The sequence below is a fragment of the Pseudooceanicola spongiae genome (assembly GCF_014899185.1).
Classification (GTDB): Bacteria; Pseudomonadota; Alphaproteobacteria; order Rhodobacterales; family Rhodobacteraceae; genus Pseudooceanicola; species Pseudooceanicola spongiae.
In genome coordinates, this window is sequence record NZ_CP045201.1 from 2369204 (window position 1) to 2384120 (window position 14917).

Annotated in this window: 15 protein-coding genes; 1 reads left to right on the forward strand and 14 read right to left on the reverse strand. The window is 66.4% G+C overall.

Annotated features, from left to right (window positions below):
- Positions 1-75 precede the first annotated feature (75 nt).
- Together F3W81_RS11150 and rocF are read right to left on the reverse strand one after the other, a co-directional pair.
- A complete protein-coding gene (locus F3W81_RS11150) occupies positions 76-1128 on the reverse strand; it encodes an ornithine cyclodeaminase (protein ID WP_193079238.1) in 1053 nt (350 codons plus the stop codon).
- A gap of 11 nt (positions 1129-1139) precedes the next feature.
- Entirely contained in the window at positions 1140-2066 is a 927-nt protein-coding gene (rocF, locus tag F3W81_RS11155) for an arginase (protein WP_193079239.1), read from the reverse strand.
- Between the two features lie 128 nt (positions 2067-2194).
- Between rocF and F3W81_RS11160 the strand changes: the two genes are divergently transcribed.
- Positions 2195-2629, forward strand: coding sequence for an Lrp/AsnC family transcriptional regulator (locus tag F3W81_RS11160; RefSeq protein ID WP_193079240.1), 435 nt, complete (start codon positions 2195-2197; stop codon positions 2627-2629).
- On the opposite strand, the gene F3W81_RS11165 is transcribed toward F3W81_RS11160, so the two are convergent.
- From F3W81_RS11165 to F3W81_RS11220, 12 genes are all read right to left on the reverse strand, one after another.
- Positions 2626-4068 (reverse strand): aldehyde dehydrogenase family protein, encoded by a 1443-nt coding sequence (locus F3W81_RS11165; RefSeq protein WP_193079241.1) that lies wholly within the window; start codon positions 4066-4068, stop codon positions 2626-2628. The two genes, F3W81_RS11160 and F3W81_RS11165, sit on opposite strands and share 4 nt — an antisense overlap.
- Before the next feature lie 157 nt (positions 4069-4225).
- Positions 4226-5023 carry an IclR family transcriptional regulator gene (locus tag F3W81_RS11170; protein ID WP_193079242.1) on the reverse strand — a complete coding sequence of 266 codons (798 nt, stop codon included), beginning with the start codon at positions 5021-5023 and terminating at the stop codon, positions 4226-4228.
- Between the two features lie 29 nt (positions 5024-5052).
- Positions 5053-5514 (reverse strand): flavodoxin domain-containing protein, encoded by a 462-nt coding sequence (locus F3W81_RS11175; RefSeq protein WP_193079243.1) that lies wholly within the window; start codon positions 5512-5514, stop codon positions 5053-5055.
- Complete coding sequence (locus tag F3W81_RS11180; protein WP_193079244.1) at positions 5511-6779, reverse strand: FAD-dependent oxidoreductase; 1269 nt, start codon at positions 6777-6779, stop codon at positions 5511-5513. The genes F3W81_RS11175 and F3W81_RS11180 overlap by 4 nt, the downstream gene beginning before the upstream one ends.
- Before the next feature lie 15 nt (positions 6780-6794).
- Positions 6795-7538 carry an SDR family oxidoreductase gene (locus tag F3W81_RS11185; protein ID WP_193079245.1) on the reverse strand — a complete coding sequence of 248 codons (744 nt, stop codon included), beginning with the start codon at positions 7536-7538 and terminating at the stop codon, positions 6795-6797.
- Positions 7535-9037 carry an aldehyde dehydrogenase gene (locus tag F3W81_RS11190; RefSeq protein WP_193079246.1) on the reverse strand — a complete coding sequence of 501 codons (1503 nt, stop codon included), beginning with the start codon at positions 9035-9037 and terminating at the stop codon, positions 7535-7537. The genes F3W81_RS11185 and F3W81_RS11190 overlap by 4 nt, the downstream gene beginning before the upstream one ends.
- A gap of 7 nt (positions 9038-9044) precedes the next feature.
- Positions 9045-9848, reverse strand: coding sequence for an aspartate dehydrogenase (locus F3W81_RS11195; RefSeq protein ID WP_193079247.1), 804 nt, complete (start codon positions 9846-9848; stop codon positions 9045-9047).
- Between the two features lie 5 nt (positions 9849-9853).
- Complete coding sequence (locus F3W81_RS11200; protein ID WP_193079248.1) at positions 9854-11545, reverse strand: thiamine pyrophosphate-binding protein; 1692 nt, start codon at positions 11543-11545, stop codon at positions 9854-9856.
- Between the two features lies 1 nt (position 11546).
- Entirely contained in the window at positions 11547-12338 is a 792-nt protein-coding gene (locus F3W81_RS11205) for an SDR family oxidoreductase (protein ID WP_193079249.1), read from the reverse strand.
- A gap of 4 nt (positions 12339-12342) precedes the next feature.
- A complete protein-coding gene (locus F3W81_RS11210) occupies positions 12343-13275 on the reverse strand; it encodes a VOC family protein (protein ID WP_193079250.1) in 933 nt (310 codons plus the stop codon).
- Positions 13272-14111 carry an alpha/beta fold hydrolase gene (locus tag F3W81_RS11215; RefSeq protein ID WP_226941650.1) on the reverse strand — a complete coding sequence of 280 codons (840 nt, stop codon included), beginning with the start codon at positions 14109-14111 and terminating at the stop codon, positions 13272-13274. The genes F3W81_RS11210 and F3W81_RS11215 overlap by 4 nt, the downstream gene beginning before the upstream one ends.
- Positions 14104-14907 (reverse strand): ABC transporter permease, encoded by an 804-nt coding sequence (locus tag F3W81_RS11220; protein ID WP_226941651.1) that lies wholly within the window; start codon positions 14905-14907, stop codon positions 14104-14106. Before F3W81_RS11220 ends, F3W81_RS11215 begins: the two co-directional genes overlap by 8 nt.
- Positions 14908-14917: the final 10 nt, after the last annotated feature.

Sequence of the window (14917 nt, forward strand, 5' to 3'; positions counted from 1 at the left end):
TTCTGAGCGCCATACCGCGCATCTGAGCCCCGGATCAGCCGGCAGAAGATGATGTGACGCCAATGCCTTGCCCCCTCAGACGGCGCGGCCGAGCATGCCGAACAGATCGCGCGGATCATCGGGATCGGCCAGCAGGTCCAGCGGCTGGCTGAAGCCTGTGCCCGCCACCCGGTCCGCAACAAACCGCAGCGCCGAGAAATCCTCGATCGCGAAGCCGACGCTGTCGAACAGGGTGATTTGCGACGGCGTGCTGCGCCCCGCGACCTCGCCGCGCATCACCTGCCACAGCTCGGTGACGGCGTGATCGGGGTCGAGCTGCTGGATCTCGCCCTCAACCCGCGTCTGGGGCGGGTATTCGACGAAGATCTCGGCGCGCGTCAGGATATCGCGGTGCAGCTCGGTCTTGCCGGGGCAGTCGCCGCCGATGGCATTGATATGCACGCCCGCGCCGACCATGTTGTCGGTCAGAACCGTGGCGTACTGCTTGTCGGCGGTGCAGGTGGTGATGATCTGCGCGCCCTCGACCGCCTGCATGCCGCTGTCACAGGCGACCACCTCGAACCCCTGCGCGGTCAGGTTGCGCATGGCCTTTTCCGTCGCCGCTGGGTCGATATCATAGAGCCGCAGGCGGTTGATGCCGCAGAGCGCACGAAACGCCATCGCCTGAAATTCGCACTGCGCGCCGTTGCCGATCATCGCCATGACCTGCGCGTCCTTGGGGGCGAGGTATTTCGCCACCAGCGCCGAGGTCGCCGCCGTGCGCAGCGCCGTCAGCACCGTCATCTCGCTCAGCAAGATCGGATAGCCATTGGCGACCGAGGAGAGCACGCCGAAGGCCGTCACCGTCTGATAGCCTTGGCGCATGTTCGCGGGGTGGCCGTTGACGTATTTGAAACCGTAATTCTCGGCATCGGCGGTCGGCATCAGCTCGATCACGCCGTCCTTGCTGTGGCTGGCGACGCGGGGGGTCTTGTCGAACTCGGGCCAGCGCAGAAAGTCGGCCTCGATATAGCCGGCGAGGCCGCGCAGGAAATCCTCGACGCCCGTCGCATTGACGAGGCGCATCATGTTGTCGACGCTGACAAAGGGCACATAGGCCAAGGCAGAGGGTTCAGGACGGTCGGTCATGGCGTTGATCCTCAATAGCTTTTTGTCTGACGGTCGAGCACGCGGCGGCCGAACAGGCTGGCGGTCAGATCGCGCAGCAGTTTGGCGGTACGGCCGAATTCGTCCAGAAACGGGTTCAGCTCCACAAGGTCGAGCGAGGTGACAAGGCCGCTGTCGCAGAGCGTTTCCATGATCAGATGCGCCTCGCGGAAGGTCATGCCGCCGGGGACGGTGGTGCCGACCGCAGGCGCGATCTCGGGGTCGAGGAAATCAACGTCGAAGCTGACGTGCAGCAGGCCGTTGGCGGCTTTCACGCGTTCCAGGAAGGCGCGCAGGGGGGCGAGGATGCCCAGCTCGTCGATGGTGCGCATGTCGTTCACGTCGATGCCGAGGTCGTCGATCTTTTGCGCCTCGGCCCCGTCGACCGAGCGGATGCCCATCAGGCAGATGTTTTCGGGATCGACGGCATGGGCCAGCGGCGGATAGGCGTCACAGCCCGGCTGGCCGGTGAAATAGGCCATCGGCGTGCCATGAAGATTGCCGCTCTCGGTGCTTTCGGGCGTGTGCAGATCGGGGTGGGAATCGAGCCAGAGCACGAACAGCGGGCGGTTCTGTTCCGCCGCATGGCGCGCAACGCCGGGCACGGTGCCAGCGGCCATCGAGTGATCGCCGCCCATGAAAATCGGCAGATCGTGATCGCGCGCGGCGGCGTAGGCAGCCTGCTCCAGCACCTCGATCCAGGCGCAGGTTTCGGCCAAGTGGTGCAGCGCGGGGTTGGCGTGGGGCATCGGCTCTTGCGGGGCGATGGTCAGGTCGCCGAGGTCTGTGACTTTCCAGCCGAGACGCTGCAACGTTTCATGCAGGCCGGCGGTGCGCAGGCTGTCGGGGCCCATAATGCAGCCGCGTTGCGAGGCGCCGGTTTCAATCGGGGCGCCGAGGAGGGCAGTCGTGCGGGTCATGGTCTGCTCCGTCTGTTATGAATGGGAATACTGTTGTGGGCATCATGGCAGTGGAAGCTGTCAAACTCACATGCTATCTTGATCAATATGGCGTTATTTCTGATCATTTCGAAAGCTAATCCGACAAAATGGCAAAACCAGAGCTGTCCGACACCGACCGTGCGCTGATTGCCGCCCTGCGCGCCGATGCCCGTGCCTCGATCACCGAGCTTGCGCAGATGCTGGGCGTCTCTCGCACCACGGTCAAGGCGCGTCTGGATGCGCTGCTGGCCGAGGGGCGGATCCGGCGGTTCACCATCGAGACGGACGTGGACGTCGAAGGACAGGTCCGCGCGATTACGATGGTAGAGCTGCAGGGCCGTATGTCACGCACTGTGACGCGCACGCTGGCGCGCATTCCGGAGGTCGCGACGATCCATTCGACCAATGGCGCCTGGGATCTGGTTGTGGAAATCCGCGCCGAGAGTCTGGCCAGTTTCGACCGGGTGCTGCGCGACATCCGCGAGGTGCCCGGCGTGCTGAACAGCGAAAGCAGTCTGCTGCTCAGCCACGTGTCCGGTTAGCGCCACTCTTCCGGCAGGCTGAGCGTCTTGATCTCGACGAATTCGTCCAGCCCATGAGCGCCGCCCTCGCGGCCCTTGCCCGACAAGCCGTAGCCGCCGAAGGGGCTGCCCCAGCCCATGCCCTGCCCGTTCACATGCACCATGCCAGCCCTCAGCGCGCCACAGAGCCGCAGCGCCCGCGCCCGGTCGCCAGTCTGGACATAGGCGGCAAGGCCGTAGTCGGTGTCATTGGCGAGGGTGATCGCCTCGGCCTCATCCGCGAAGGGTGTGATCGCCAGAACGGGGCCGAAGACTTCCTCGCGCCAGATTGCCATCTCTTGGGTCACGTCGGCAAAGACCGTGGGGCGCGCGAAATGGCCGCGCTCCTGCCCGTCGGGGATGCCCTCGCCGCCCGCCAGCAGGCGCGCGCGATCTTCGATGGCGCAGGCGATATGGCCCTGCACACGCTGCCATTGCACACCGCTGGCCAGCGGCCCGAGGTGATCACCGGGCAGGGAGGGATCGCCGACCTGCGTGGCTTCGGCTTCGGCCTGCGCGATGTCGCAGACGCGGTCGTACACGCTGGCCTCGACCAGCATCCGGGTCGGCGCGTCGCAGGATTGGCCAGTGTTGTGGAAGCATTCGGCGACCGAGGCGCGCACCCGCTCTTCCAGCGCATCGCCGCAATCGGCGAAGATCAGGTTGGGGGATTTGCCGCCCAGCTCCAGCGCGACGCGCTTGACGCTGGGGGCTGCGGCCTGCGTCACCTCGACGCCCGCGCGGGTCGATCCGGTGAAGGAGATCAGGCGCACGTCAGGGTGGCGCGACAGGGTTGCGCCCGCCACAGGTCCGGTGCCGTTGATCAGATTGAAGACGCCCGCCGGCACGCCCGCCTCCGCCAGCAGCTCGGCATAGAGCATGGCCGACAGCGGTGTCAGTTCGGAGGGTTTCAGCACGCAGGTGCAGCCCGCCGCAAGGGCTGGCAGCACCTTCAGCGTGATCTGGTTCAGCGGCCAGTTCCACGGCGTGACAAGGGCGCAGACACCGACGGGTTCCTTGACGACCGTGTCGCCATTGGGCAGCGCCTCGCTCCACTGGTAGGTCTCAAGCGCCTCAAGGAAGCCCTCAAGATGCCCGGTGCCGACCGACGCCTGATCCGCGCGCGCCATGGAGATCGGCGCGCCCATCTCGGCGCTGATCACGGCGGCAAGGTCATCAAGGCGCGCTTCGGTCACGGACAGCAGGCGTTTCAGGATCGCGATGCGCGCGGCCACGGGTGTCGCTGCCCAGCCCGGGCCTGCGGCCTTGGCGGCGGCGACGGCGGCGTTGACGTCATCCCGGCTGGCGAGGGTGATTTCGGCAATGACCTCTTCGGTTGCCGGGTTCTCGACCGCAAGCCGCTCAGCCGATGCGGGAGCAACCCATTGGCCACCAATGTAGAATTGACTGCGGTCCTGCATACTTCGGCCTTCCTTCACAGCCGGCCTGTCGCGGAGAATTGCGCGGCCCGGTCTTTCGCACCAGAGTAGGGGCCGCGACGCGGCGCGTCAAAGATAACGTCGGTGACGTCGCGGTCGGCAAAGTTATGCCTGCGCGAGAGGCTTTGGGGAGGGCGGATTAGGGCGCGCGCCAGCCGAGCGCTTCGGAGATTTCCACCGCGCAGGCACGGATCGCGGCGGCGTTCTGTTCGGCCTGCTCGCTTCCACGGCTGAATTCGGCATTGGGCCCGGAGAGGTTGATCGAGGCGATGACCTTGCCCGCGTGATCGCGCACCGGACAGGCACAGGAGCCGATCATCGGCTCGAAGTTCTCATCGCTCCAGACGATGCCACGGGCGCGGTCTTCCAGCAGCTGGCGGTGCAGGTCTTCGGGCGACGTGGCGGTCACGGCGGAATATTCCGGCATCGCCTTGCCCGCATAGAGGGCGAACAGCTCGGCCTCGGAAAGGTGCGCCAGCAGCATCCGCCCCATGGTCGTGGCATGGGCTGGCAGTCGGGTGCCTTCGCGCACATTGCTGACCAGACGCGCCTCGGGCACCTCGCGCAGCAGATAGACCACCTCGCGCCCGTCCAGCACACCGAGGTGCGCGGACAGATGCGTGCGCTTCGCCAGCGCCGCCAGCCGGGGCCGGGCGGCGCGCAGGATGTCGCGGTTCGACAGCGCCTCGGCTGCCAGCCCCAGCAGGCCGACGCCAAGGGCATAGCCGCGCGTATCATCCACCCATTCGATCATCCGCTCTTCCGCCAGCGTTTTCAGCAGGCGGATCAGCGTGGTGCGGTTGATCTCGAGCGTTTTTGAGGTCTGGCTGATGTTGATACAGCCATGCCCGGCCCCGACATGACGCAGCACCTTGATGGCGCGCGTCACCGGCGGCACCGTATAGAGCGTTGTTTTCTCTTCTGTTTCGTCGCTCATCGCCGCGCGCCTTCGGGGGTCATGGTTGCTCAGGTTTCTGCGAAAAGATCAGCGGCCTGGGCGATGCGTGCGTCCGCCCAAGGCAGCGCCAGATCTTCCGCCATATCGCCGCCCATCGCGTCATGGATCACCCGGTCACCGACCTGATGCGCGCCATAGGTCGCCAGCAATGCGGCCAGCTTTTCCGAGCCCTGATTGTAGGTTTCATAGCTGCTGTCACCGAGGCCGAAGATCGCGAAATGGATCGCCGACAGATCGGGTTGATCAGCCTCAAGCGCCTCTCCGAAGGGCTGCGCCGAGGCGGGCAGATCGCCGTCGCCATAGGTCGAGCAGACCACGAGGTGAAAGGTGTCGGCGGCAAGATCGGCGGGGTCGGTGTCGGCCAGATTGGCCATCTCGACCTCGTGGTCGCCCTCCAGATGCGCTTCGATGTCTTCGCAGAGCATTTCGGCATTTCCGGTCTCGGTGCCGTAGAGCAGTTTAATCTTCATCCCTCAGTCTCCGGTGTTGCTGAACCCGGCGCGCGTCCAGAGGCCAGGGCCAGCAGTGTCTCAAGATCGGCGACCTTTGCCCTGACCCGTCCATCAGTGCAAGCCGCCAGTTCCGCCGCGTCGATGCGCAGCCAGCCGTCGTAATCCGTCAGGTCCGGGTGCGCCGCGATCAGCGCTGCGTGTCCCGGTTTTTCCGCACCCGTGAGCGTGCCGAGATCCGCCATGATGCGGGTCGCAAGCGCTTGTGCCGCCGCGCGATTGTCGGGAATGGTGCCGCGCGGGCCGCGGCAGAACCAGCCCGCGAGGTAGAGGCCCTTGTCGACCACGCCCGTCTCGGCATCCTCGGCTCGGGCCAGCAGATCATCGCGCAGGCCGGGGATATGGCTGTCGAAGCCGATGGCGGTGATGACGCTGTCGCAGGACAGCCCCAGCTCCTCGTCGCCGCGCCGGAAGAAGGCCGCGTCGACATGCCCCTCGGTGCCGCTCAGCCGCTCGGGCGTCCAGCCGAAGCGGAAGGTGACCTCGTGGCTGGCAACAGGCACATCCTGTGGCAGGGCGGCAAGGGCTGCGACGCGGGGGTCGTCCTCGTGCCCCTCGGACAGCTCCAGCCCGTCGAGGGCAAAGCGCACATGCTCCAGCTTGGCCAGTTCCTTGACCATCACGGGATCGAACTTGGCGAGGTGCGCGGGCGAGCGGCCAAGGATGTCGATCTGTGCCACCCCTGCCCCGGTGATATGATCGGTGTGGCGCGGGTGCAGGTCCGAGCCGTCAAAGTCCGGCTCCTGCTTGGCAAGGATGCGCAGCACGTCCATCGCCACATTGCCCTGCCCCACGATCACCACGCGGTTGCCAAGGTGCGGCAGCTGGCCAGCCTCGTCCGGGTGGTCGTTCCAATGGCGGGTCACGGCGCCCGCGCCGCTCACACCGCCAAGGTCGCCGCCCGGCAGGTCCAGCGGGCGGTCTTTTGAAAGGCCGAGCGCCAGCACCACGATGTCGTAGGCCGCACGCAACGCGTCCAGGGTGACCGTCTCGCCCAGCGTCACATTGCCGATAAAGCGCACGCCCTGACGTTCAAACAGCCGCGCGAACTGGCGCGCGACGGCCTTGGTGCCCTGATGATCCGGCGCCACGCCATAGCGCACCAGCCCATAAGGCACCGGCAAACGGTCAAGGATATCGACCTCCAGCGTCTTGTCGAGCTTGAGCAGGGCTTGCGCCGCATAGCAGCCCGAAGGCCCCGCCCCGACAATGGCAATCTTAGGCATGACGTGCGCCCTCCATCAGTTGAACACGAAGCCGTTGTCGACGGGCATGGTCTGGCCCGTCAGCGTGATCGCCGGGGGCGAGACGAGGAAGGCGGCAACCTCGGCCACGTCGCCCGTGCCCTGTTTGCCCGGCACCGCGCGGCCCGTCTCATAGAGATCGTGGCGCGCCTGCGGGACGTATTCGGTGCTCTCGGTCGTCAGAATACCCGGCGCGATGGCCGTGACGCCGACGTGATCGGGCCCCAGCTCGCGGGCAAGGCTGCGGGTCATCGCCATGATCGCGCCCTTGGAGGAGGTATAGCTCAGCAGGTTCGGCGCGCCCCAGAGGGCAGTATCGGAGGCAAGGTTGACCACCCGGCCCGACCCCGACGCGATCAGCGCATCCGCACAGGCGCGGATCATCAGCCAGGTGCCGCGCACGTTGACCTGCATCACCTTGTCCCAGACGGCGATGTCGATGTCGCGAAAGCCGATGCCGCCGATCCCCGTCGCAATCGCGCCGTTGTTGATCAGCCCGTGCAGCGGGCCGTCGAGGCTGGCGCCAAGTGCTGCGATCGAGGCGGGGTCCGACAGATCCGCCAGACGCAGCTCTCCGCTGCCGCCCGCCGCTGTCAGCGCGGCGAGACTCTCGGCCCCGAGGTCTGCGTTGAAGTCCGACAGGATGACATGGGCGCCCGCGCGCCCGCAGGCCAGAACGATCTCGCGCCCCAGTCCGCCACCGGCGCCGGTGACCAGAATTGTGCGATCTTTCAGTATCATGCGGTCTCTCCAATCCGTGCCCAGGGGTGCGGTTGCCCGGTCAGGTCCGCATAAATCCCCTTTTGCCGCTGCCAGACGCGCAGGCCGTCACGGCCCTTTTCACGCCCCATGCCAGAGGCCCCGTCGCCGCCAAAGGGCGTCGCGATCGAGAATTGCTTGTAGGTGTTGATCCAGACCGTGCCCGCCCTGATCGCCTCGGCCAGACGCCAGGCGCGGGGGAAATCCCGGGTCCAGATACCACAGGCCAGGCCATAGTCATTGTCGTTTGACATGGCGATCACATCGACTTCGTCGTCAAACGGCAGCACCACCAGAACCGGGCCAAAGATCTCTTCCCGGCAGACCTTCGCGTCGTTGTTTAGCCCCGCGATAATGGTCGGGGTCAGGTAGCTGCCGTTTGCGAAGGCCGCGCCCTCGGGCCGGGTGCCACCACAGAGGATCTCGCCGCCCTCGGCGCGCGCCATCTCGATATAGGCCTCGACGCTGTCGCGATGCTCGGCGCAGACCATCGGGGCGACCTGGGTTGCCGGGTCATCGGGCGCTCCGACGACAAGGGCCTTGGTTGCCGCGACCAGCTCGGCCACGAAATCGTCATAGATGGCGCGCTGCACGAACAGGCGCGAACCCGCGATGCAGCTTTGCCCGGAGGAGGAGAAGATGCCGAACAGGATACCGGCGATGGCCAGCTTGCGGTCGCAATCGTCGAACACGATGGTCGGCGATTTGCCCCCCAGCTCCAGCGACACCGGCATCAGCTTTTCGCCCGCCTGTGCCGCCAGACGCCGCCCGGTGACCGTGCCGCCGGTAAAGGCGACGCGGCCGATGTCGCGGTGTTCGACCAGCAGGTTGCCGACCTCGCGCCCCGCGCCCGGAAGCACCGACAGCAGGCCCTTGGGCAGGCCCGCCGCTTCGCAGATCTCGGCCAGGACGAGGGAGACCATGGGCGACCAGCTCGACGGTTTCAGAAGCACGGCATTGCCCGCCGCCAGCGCGGGGGCGAGCTTTTGTGCGTCCGAGGCAATAGGCGAATTCCACGGCGTGATCGCCGCGACAACGCCGATCGGTTCGTGCACGCTGGCCGTCAGCGCGGTTGCGCGCCGCGCCGTCAGCGCATCATCGGAAGTTTCCAGAACCGCCGCGAAATAGCGGAACGTGCCAACAGCCGAGGCCGCGAGCGCCGCCGTCTCGCCGCGCGTCTTGCCGGTATCGCGGCTTTGCACATAGGAAATCCGCTCGATATTGGCCTCGATCCCGTCGGCGATCCGGTGCAGCAGCCGCGCCCGCACATGCGGCAGCATCCCGCGCCACGCCGGGTCGGCCTGCGCCGCCTTGGCCCGCGCAATCGCGCGTTCGCCGTCGGCGCGTGAGGCACCCTTCAGCACCAGGTTCAGCGATCCGTCATGCGGGTAGGTCGAGGTGATTTCGGCACCCGTGCCGACCTCCCAGTCGCCAGCAACGAAAAGGCGGCCATCGGGAAGGGCGTGTGTCATATCTTTCATGGCATCCTCAAACGGTGATCAGGGCGGTCTGGTTCAGCACCGTCCGCGCCAGCGCATAAACCGTCGACAGGGAGGTTTTCGGGTTCTCGGGCGAGGGTTTCCCCTCAAGCGTGACGGTGAAGTCGAGCGCGCCGGAGCGCAGGGTGAATTCGTGGATATTGGCCGAGACGGCGGGGTCGGCGACCATGCGCACCTCGGTCGCCTCGAACCCCGCGCCCGCCAGCGCAATGGTGGCCGCGACATTGGCGTTCTTGGGATAATCCGTCGCCGCCGCACGCGCCGTGCCCTGATAAAAGGTGGTCGCCTCGGTCAGACTGGCGAGGTCGAGCAGATCTTCGGCAGGCGTGCCCCGCCAGGCCATCGGCGGCTTGCGCGAGGTATAGGCGACGGAGGTGATCCCCGACAGCCGCGCGGCGGCCAGCATGTCGATGCCGCCGACGGCACCGCTGGAAAGATGCGCCTGCGTATGGCCTGCCTCGGCGGCGTCGCGCACGGCTGCTTCAAGCGTGGCATCGGCCAGCGCGCCGACCGAGACGATCAGCACCGGCAGACCCGCGCGCAGACACTCCAGCACCGAGGTTTTTACAGCCATATGGGTCGCGGCCTCGACCACCAGCGCCGGGGCGCTGGCGATGAAGGTGGCCGTGTCCTCATGCACCGTCACTACCGTTTCGCCAAAGGCGGCGCGGGCGGCATCGGCGCGACCCGGGCGCACCAAAACGTCAATACGCGAGGGCAGCGCGCCCTGTTGGCCGAGGATCCTCGGCAGCAGGGTCGCGATATTGCCGTATCCGATCAGTCCCAGATGCATCGCGTTCACACTGCCTTGCCGGCGGCGCCGGCGGGCGGGCCTGCGAAGGATTGCGCATAGGGGCCGATGGCGCACATGTCGACCTCAAGCACCACGGGACCGGGGCGCGCGATGGCTGCGTCCAGCGCGGCGGCGAAATCCTCAATCTCCGACACCAGCATATGCGGCATGTTCACCGCCTCGCAGAGCTTGCCAAAGTCGGGCGTATTCAACGCGCTATAGTGACGGCGGCTGCCATATTGCGCGTCCTGGATGTTCTGGATCACGCCATAGGCCGCGTCGTTCATCAGCACGTAGACCAGCGGGGCCTCTTCCTGAACGGCGGTGATCAGCTCGGCGATGCCCAGCATCGCGCCACCGTCGCCGACCAGCGTGATCGCCTTCGGCGCGCCGGGATGTTCGAGCGAGGCAAGTGCCGCGCCGATGCCCATGGCGATGCCCTGCCCGATGCCGCCTCCCAGCGCATGCACACCCAGACGCGGTTCCGCGATCTGCACATAGCGGTTGCCGAAGGTCGAGTTGGTGATCGTCACGTCGCGCACCCAGGGGTGACGGCCCGGCAGAACGCGCTCCTGCAGAGCATCCGCAACCGTACGGTACGGCCCGAGCATGGCGCGCATCTCGCCCTCGGCGGTGGCCCGGGCGACGGCGATCTCATGCGCAAGGTTCGGGTCGGTGTCGAGCTTTTCGGGCAGCAGCGCCAGCAGACGCTGCAGGGTATCGGCGGCGTCGCCGTGGATCATCATGTCGACGGGATAGTTGCGCCCGCCCTGGCTGGCCTCGGCGTCGATCTGGCAGATCGGCGGCAGCGGCATCGCGTTGTCCTTGGTCTCGTTGCCGCGCAGACGCGAGCCGACGACGACCATCAAATCGCAGGTCTGGTAGAGGCGGATCGCATGTGGCGTCATGTTGAAGGCACCCAGCGTCGCCGGATGATCCTCGGGCACCACGCCACGACCGTTGGTCGAGGTGACAGCCCCGATACCGCGATTGACCAGAGCGGTCGCGGCGGCTTCGGCGCCCTTGGCACCGCCACCGAGCCAGATCAGCGGACGTTTGGCGGTTAGGATGCGGGCAGCCAGAGCCTCAATCTCGGACTGATCCGCGATCGGTTTCACAACGGCGGGCTTGCCGATCTTGGCGCGGCCCGCGACGGGCATGCGCTGGACATCCACCGGCACTTCGATGCTGACGGGGCCAGACGGGGCCGAGAGCGCGGCACTGACAGCGGCCTTCAGCGTGCCGAGGGCGGCGTGGTTGTCCCAGATGCGGAAAACGGCCTTCGAGATGCCCTTCAGCATCTCGCGCTGTGTCGGCACGTCATGGATCGGCGCGCGGTCGCGGTCGGCGAACTTGGTGTCGACCTGCGTGGTGAGGTGCAGCACCCGGCTGCCCGCTGTCAGCGCCTCGACCTGACCACCGGCCGCGTAGCCTGCGGCGGTGCCGGTCGAGGTCATGACCACGCCGAGGCCACCGCTGACGCGGGCATAGGCATCGGCCATGTTCATCGCCCCGGCCTCGCCACGGGCAGGCACGAAACGGATGCGGCCCTGACGCGCGATGGCATCCAGGATCGGCATGTTGTGGATCGAGATCACCCCGAACAGGGTGCTCACACCGAGGTCGGCCAGCGCCTCGGCAATCAGGTCGCCGACAAATTCCGGCTCTGCGGGGGTGACAGGCTGTGCAATGACCATGTCAGATGTATCTTGAAACGCCGCCAGAGATTTCAATTTGAGCTCCTGTGATATAGGACGCAGCCGGGCTGGCAAGGAAGACCAGCGCGCGGGCGGCCTCCTCGGGTTTGCCAAGACGGCCAAGTGGGATTTTCTTTTTTGCAGCAAGGGCAGCGTACCAGTCGTCACACGACTGGCTCTGATCGTCCCTTGCCTCGAAGCGGCGTTGCCACTGGTTGGAATCGACGAGACCAACGAGGATCGAGTTGACGCGGATCTTCGGTGCCAGCTCGACCGAGAGCGATTTCAGCAGGCTCTGCACACCGGCGCGCGCCGATGAGGTGCAGACCATATGCGGCTCTGGCTGATAGGCCAGCAGAGAATTGGTCGCGGCAATCGCGCCCTGCCCGCTGGCTGCCAGCATCGCCTGAAAGGCGCGGATCGGGCGGATCTGGCTGAAGTATTTCAGCTCCAGCTCATCCCGCCAGGCTTGGTCATCGGTGTCGGCAAAGGTCGACACGCGCCCCTGGCCCGCATTGTTGATCAGCGCCACTGCGCCGCCGAAACGCGCGGCCACGGCCTCGGCAAAGCCGTTCACAGCAGCCTCGTTCAGCACGTCGACGGGCTGCGCAAGGATACGCCCGGCGCCGAATTCGGCGCCAAGGTCTTCGGCCACAGCCGCCAGCCGCTCGGCCCCGCGGGCACAGAGCGCGACCTTCGCGCCCTCGCCCAGCAGTTGCCGCGCCGCCGCCAGCCCGATGCCGGAGGAGGCGCCGGTGACGATCACGGTCTTGTCTGTCAGTCCCAGATCCATCCGATCACTCCGCCTTGGCGGGCGGAAAGCCCGGATCGGGGCGGCCCATCATGATGGTGCGCTGCGCCGGGGTCGGCGGGCCAGCGGTCATCCACTGGTCCATCTTCTCGGGGTTGTCGCGCGGCCAGACCTGCGGCTCATGCGTCATCTCGTCGATCTTCTGCACTTCGGAGGTGAACTCGATCACGAAGCCCGAGGGCGAGACGAAATAGGCGAAGCAGTTGTCGCCCGGCCCATGGCGGCCCGGCCCCCAGGATGGCACGGTGCCGTTCTGCCGCATCCGCCCGATCGAGCGCATGTAGGCGTTGATGCTGCCGGTCTCAAACGCGACGTGATTGACGCTGGCATAGGGCGCACGCACTAGCGCAATGCAGTGGTGATCCGCGCCATCCGCGACGTCGGCGGCCGCGCGCAGAAAGACCATTTCGTTGGCCGAGTAATCCGAGACGCGAAAGCCCAGAACGTCGCGATACCAGGCCTCGACACCCTCCATATCCGGCGTGTTCAGCACAACATGGGTGATCTTTTGCGGATAGGCATAGCGCTCGACCGGCTCCAGCATATCCAGCTCGCAGGTAAAGCGCAGGCGGCGGAAATCGGGGTCCAGCATCTCGAAACCATAGCCGCCGATCACGTCGTCAAAGACTGCCGGGCTGCCCAGCACATGCGCGCCTTTTGCGACGACCTGCGCGTGCAGCGCTTCGATCCCAGCGCGGTCGGGCATGCCCATGTGGATATATTCGATGCCGTAGTCCTTGCCGTCCTTCAGCGCATAGATGAACGGCTCACGCCCCGTGCCGCGCAGATAGGTCAGCCCTTCGACCTGCTTGGCGACGGTCAGCCCCCAGCTGTCTTCGTAGAATTTCACGGTGCTGGTCATGTTCGGCGCGCGCATGACAATGCCGCGCAGGTTCCCGGCTCTGATGATCTCGCTCATGACGTCCTCGTCTCGGTTTGGTCCAGTTCGGACAGAATTTCGATCAGCGCCCCGGCAAAAGCCTCCGGCGCCTCTGCGTGCAAGGCATGGCCCGCGTCGTGGATCACGCGCAATGGGGCGCGCCCCTGCAACGCGGTGGCCGCCCGGTCGGTCTGGGCGCGCGGGGTCACGACATCGCCTGCCCCCCAGATCAGCCCCGTTGGCACCTGCATTTCGGCAAGGCTCGCCTCCAGCGTCCCCGAGGCCAGCATCCGCACCGCCTGCCCGTAGCCGGGCATCGCCACGGCAGACATCGCGCGCTGAACCCGCGCCAGCGCCTCGGCGTGACCCACAGGATCGGCCAGCAGACGCGGCGCGCGCTTGGCGGCAAAGGCCGCAGCGCCCTCGCGCTCCAGCGCGCTCAGCCGGTCGGCGGCCGCGTCGGAGAGCTTCCCGACCGAGCCGCCATGGCCGCAGGCAGACGCGCCGAGCACCAGCGCCGCCACCCGTTCGGGGTGATCGGCAGCAAAGCGCGCCGCCATCAGCGTGCCCAGCGAATGGCCCAGCAGCGTCACACGGTTCAGCCCCAGCGCCTCCAGCAACCCCAGCAGGGCCGCCGCGTAATCCGCCTCAACCGGCCAGTCAGTGTCCAGCGGAGCCGAGGCGCCATAGCCCGGCGCGTTCCAGGCGATCACGTCCCAGTCGCGCGGCAGGTGCGGCAGCATCGGCGCGAAACTGTCGCCGCGCGATCCGATGCCGTGCAGGCAGACCAGCACCCTGCCCGGCCCCGGACGGCGCAGATAGCTAACCCCCGCCGCCATGCCGGGCTGAAAGCCGATGTCGCCCAGATCAGCCATCATTGCGCTCAAGGTAGTGCAGCACGCGTTTCTCGATGGCGGCGATGGCGAAATACAGCGCCACACCGATCAGGGTCAGCAGGATGATCGCATCAAAGACCATCGCCGTATTGGCCTGCCCCTCGCCATAGGTAATCAGAAAGCCGAGGCCGGTATTGCCGCCCACCAGCTCGCCCACCGTCACACCGATCACGGCGAGGGTCGACGAGATCCGCAGACCCGCAAACAGTTGCGGCAGCGACGAGGGCAGCTCGATCTTCAGGAACATCTTCCAGCGGCTCATCGAATAGACACGGGCGAGGTTCATCAGGTCCTGATCCACGGTCTTCATGCTCTGCAGCACGTTCACCAGGATCGGGAAGAACACGATCAGCACCGTCACCAGCAGTTTCGGGATCGAGTTATAGCCGAACCACATAATGAACAGCGGCGCAAAGGCCACCTTGGGCGCGATTTGCAGCGCCAGAATATAGGGGGCCAGAACCCGCTCCCACAGCTTGGACATGCCCAGCAGATAGCCCGCCCCGGCGCCCAGCAGACCGCCAAGCGCAAAGCCGACGATCGAGGAAATCAGCGTCGAGACAAAGTTCGGCCCCAGGTCCTCCTGCGCCCACATGCGGGCGAATTCGGCCATGCACTGGCTGAAGGTGGGGATGATGTACCGCGGAACACCCAAAGCCGGGGGCAGGAATTCCCAGATCGCCAGAAAGACCAGGCCGAAGCCCACCATCATGCCGACCTCTAAGGTCGCGCGCGATCCATTCCCCTTCACGGGGGCAGTTGTTGTCTCGCTCACGCCGGTATCC

Excerpts from the sequence above, each read along its gene's own strand:
- F3W81_RS11150 (WP_193079238.1), bottom strand. The coding sequence starts at position 1,128 with ATGACCGACCGTCCTGAACCCTCTGCCTTGGCCTATGTGCCCTTTGTC.
- rocF (WP_193079239.1), bottom strand. The coding sequence starts at position 2,066 with ATGACCCGCACGACTGCCCTCCTCGGCGCCCCGATTGAAACCGGCGCC.
- F3W81_RS11160 (WP_193079240.1), top strand. The coding sequence starts at position 2,195 with ATGGCAAAACCAGAGCTGTCCGACACCGACCGTGCGCTGATTGCCGCC.
- F3W81_RS11165 (WP_193079241.1), bottom strand. The coding sequence starts at position 4,068 with ATGCAGGACCGCAGTCAATTCTACATTGGTGGCCAATGGGTTGCTCCC.
- F3W81_RS11170 (WP_193079242.1), bottom strand. The coding sequence starts at position 5,023 with ATGAGCGACGAAACAGAAGAGAAAACAACGCTCTATACGGTGCCGCCG.
- F3W81_RS11175 (WP_193079243.1), bottom strand. The coding sequence starts at position 5,514 with ATGAAGATTAAACTGCTCTACGGCACCGAGACCGGAAATGCCGAAATG.
- F3W81_RS11180 (WP_193079244.1), bottom strand. The coding sequence starts at position 6,779 with ATGCCTAAGATTGCCATTGTCGGGGCGGGGCCTTCGGGCTGCTATGCG.
- F3W81_RS11185 (WP_193079245.1), bottom strand. The coding sequence starts at position 7,538 with ATGATACTGAAAGATCGCACAATTCTGGTCACCGGCGCCGGTGGCGGA.
- F3W81_RS11190 (WP_193079246.1), bottom strand. The coding sequence starts at position 9,037 with ATGAAAGATATGACACACGCCCTTCCCGATGGCCGCCTTTTCGTTGCT.
- F3W81_RS11195 (WP_193079247.1), bottom strand. The coding sequence starts at position 9,848 with ATGCATCTGGGACTGATCGGATACGGCAATATCGCGACCCTGCTGCCG.
- F3W81_RS11200 (WP_193079248.1), bottom strand. The coding sequence starts at position 11,545 with ATGGTCATTGCACAGCCTGTCACCCCCGCAGAGCCGGAATTTGTCGGC.
- F3W81_RS11205 (WP_193079249.1), bottom strand. The coding sequence starts at position 12,338 with ATGGATCTGGGACTGACAGACAAGACCGTGATCGTCACCGGCGCCTCC.
- F3W81_RS11210 (WP_193079250.1), bottom strand. The coding sequence starts at position 13,275 with ATGAGCGAGATCATCAGAGCCGGGAACCTGCGCGGCATTGTCATGCGC.
- F3W81_RS11215 (WP_226941650.1), bottom strand. The coding sequence starts at position 14,111 with ATGGCTGATCTGGGCGACATCGGCTTTCAGCCCGGCATGGCGGCGGGG.